Source organism: Bartonella sp. 220B (assembly GCF_026930205.1).
Taxonomy (GTDB): Bacteria; Pseudomonadota; Alphaproteobacteria; order Rhizobiales; family Rhizobiaceae; genus Bartonella.
In genome coordinates this window covers 1-2,666 of sequence record NZ_JANHOI010000040.1, presented here as the reverse complement: position 1 = coordinate 2,666, position 2,666 = coordinate 1, and the positions used below count along the sequence as shown (strand labels likewise).

Below are 2,666 nucleotides of genomic sequence, written 5' to 3'. Positions count from 1 at the left end.
TATCAGGCAAGGGCGAAAGTTTATATGATAGATAAAGCAATATTTTCATAGAAAATGATAGAGTAACATATAGAAAACTCTATAACAATGTATTCTATAGGAATAATCTTTGTGAGAGTAATTTTAGTAAGAAATATAAAGCGCTTTAATAAAAATTTTAGAAATGTAAAGTAATTTCTCTAAGATAAACGGATAGAGTACGTCATCCGATCACAATTTAAAGATATACATTTTATAATTTTGTTAGTAGAAAATATCCATTGGGGGGATACGGTCAAAAAACAAAAATTCTATTTTATTATTTTCTTTATACACAGCTGCACAAATCATGAGGTATGGAGTTACCGTAATTGCTAATAAGACTCACTTTGATTAAAATGAGCTCCCAAAAAACGATGAAACAAAGACCTCCCTATAAGTTTATAACATATGTAATAAAGCGATAAATTTCAAAATTATAAGAGTATTTCACGGTTACATAAATTGAAAAGACTCATTCTGTAAAAATAATTAAATTCATTTTTTTCTTGCTTTTCTTCTCAAAAGCTTATAAACGTCTCTTAAGAAGGACTCGTTTTGACAAAAAGTTAAGGAACTTATCGCAACGGGGGGTGTGTTTGATTTTGAAAGCCCATACAGCTTATCTCAAGTGTTCCAAGAAAAACAATCCTAAAACCCGAGCTCTATCATCCATCTTTACGATAAGAGCACAATAAATTCATGATAAGCATTTTATCATATCCCTAAGTATACAAAGAAGATTATTTCATTTTAAAAATTATGAAACACACATTTAACAAAAAAGACAATTTTTCCGTATCCATCTCACTTTTTTCACTATACCACCCCAAAAACATCAGTGAAAAAAATATCCCAATTAAAGACGGAAAAATAAAATTCTTACCGAAGCTTTAATTTATCCTTTCTACATCCACAACAAACCTAAATTTGACAGAGAACAAGCAAAAATCACACCAACACATCACCTCTAGCGCTGAAATGTGTTTTTTTAATGTTCTAAATATGTTTTTTCTTACTTGGAGAATTTAACATGAAAAAATTATATACCACTCTAATGCGCAAAGACATAAATTGTTCTCGTTCTCCTTATTCATGGTCTTTGGTTAAGGGCGTTTTCTTTGCTGCAATTGTTGTATTTTTATCGAATGTTTCTCCTAGTTTTTCAGAAGATTTTGATTTAACAAAAACATCTTTTAAAAATGCCAATGATATCCCAGTTGCTTATCCCCAAAGTATTTTCTCTGCGTATAATGACCATGATAGTGATAAGAAAAATTATTTAACAGCGCTGAATGTTGCTTTGAATCCCAAGAAAAATGATTCTGATGACTATCCAAATTCTTTACCTCAAACCTTTTCTGGTGTGAGCGATTATAATCCTATTTTGACAGTGGATAGCAAAAATTTGTTGGCAAGAACCTTAGATACAAGGGAGCAGTATAGTAAAAATTCTCTCATCAGTCCACTGTCGTTCGTGGTTGATAACCCTGGAGTTCCAAGGGCTGCACAGAGTGATGAGAATATTATTGATGTATCTAATATATTGCAAAGTGATTCAGCTCAAGGATTACAGCGTAACGCTATGTTGCAACGTAATCTGCTAGTAGAGGCACGCAGTCTTTCTCCTGAGAGTCGTGAATCAGGTGGTCAAGATGCGATCGCTATTGGTTCTAACGCTCAATCAGGTTATCGCGCTGTTGCTTTGGGTTATAACGCTTATGCAAAAGCTGTATCTTCCGTTAGTATAGGACCTTTTTCATTTGCGGATGGAAATAGTAGTATAGCTCTGGGCAATATGGCTCACTCTTGGGGTGTGGGTAGTGTTGCAATAGGTGGCGTATATGAAGGGGGCGATAATTATACAACTGCACAAGCTGATTATACAACGGCTTTAGGTTCTTTGGCTAAGGCTTTCAAACAGGGTGCAATAGCTGTTGGTTATCTTTCAAATGCATATGATGAGTATTCTATTGCTCTAGGTTATGATGCAATAGTAGAGGGGATTGGCAGTATGGCTATAGGTGCCAATTCTATGGTCACTGCAGATGCTGGCGTTGTTATAGGGAAAGATTCTGTATCTGATAGGGATTCTGGTGTTTCAGGGTACAGTTCTATACGGCAGGGATCGGCAACAGGCACTGAAATGGAATGGAAAAGTACACGAGGCGCAGTTAGTGTTGGTGATAATAGTAAAAAAATAACACGACAAATTACAGGTATAGCAGCTGGTAGTGAGGCTACCGATGCAGTAAATGTTAAGCAGTTACAAGACTTAGAATCGGTCGTAAGAAACAGCGGTTGGAAATTATCTGTTGGGGGTAAAAATGGCCAGATCGTTAGTATGGATAGCGTTGTAGATTTTTCTGCGGGTAGTGCAAATCTTCAGATTACAAAAGGCGATAGAGATAATAAGCTAAAATTCGATTTAGCTAAAGATATTACACTGAATAGTGCAAAAATGAGGGATATTATCTTAGATGCCACAGGTTTAGTGATTACTAACGGTCCTCAAATAACCATTGCCGGAATTTCCGCTGGAAATAAAGAGATAAAAGACATCAAAGCTGGAGAGATTTCTGCAACTTCACAGCAGGCAGTAAATGGTTCTCAGCTTTATTCAATGGGTGACACAGTTGCAAAATATT

At 35.3% G+C, this 2,666-nt stretch carries 1 pseudogene; it reads left to right on the top strand.

Features of this window, described 5'->3' with window-relative positions:
• Nucleotides 1–1,075: 1,075 nt before the first annotated feature.
• Nucleotides 1,076–2,666 (top strand): annotated as a pseudogene (locus NPX99_RS08485) (hypothetical protein); the annotation flags it as partial.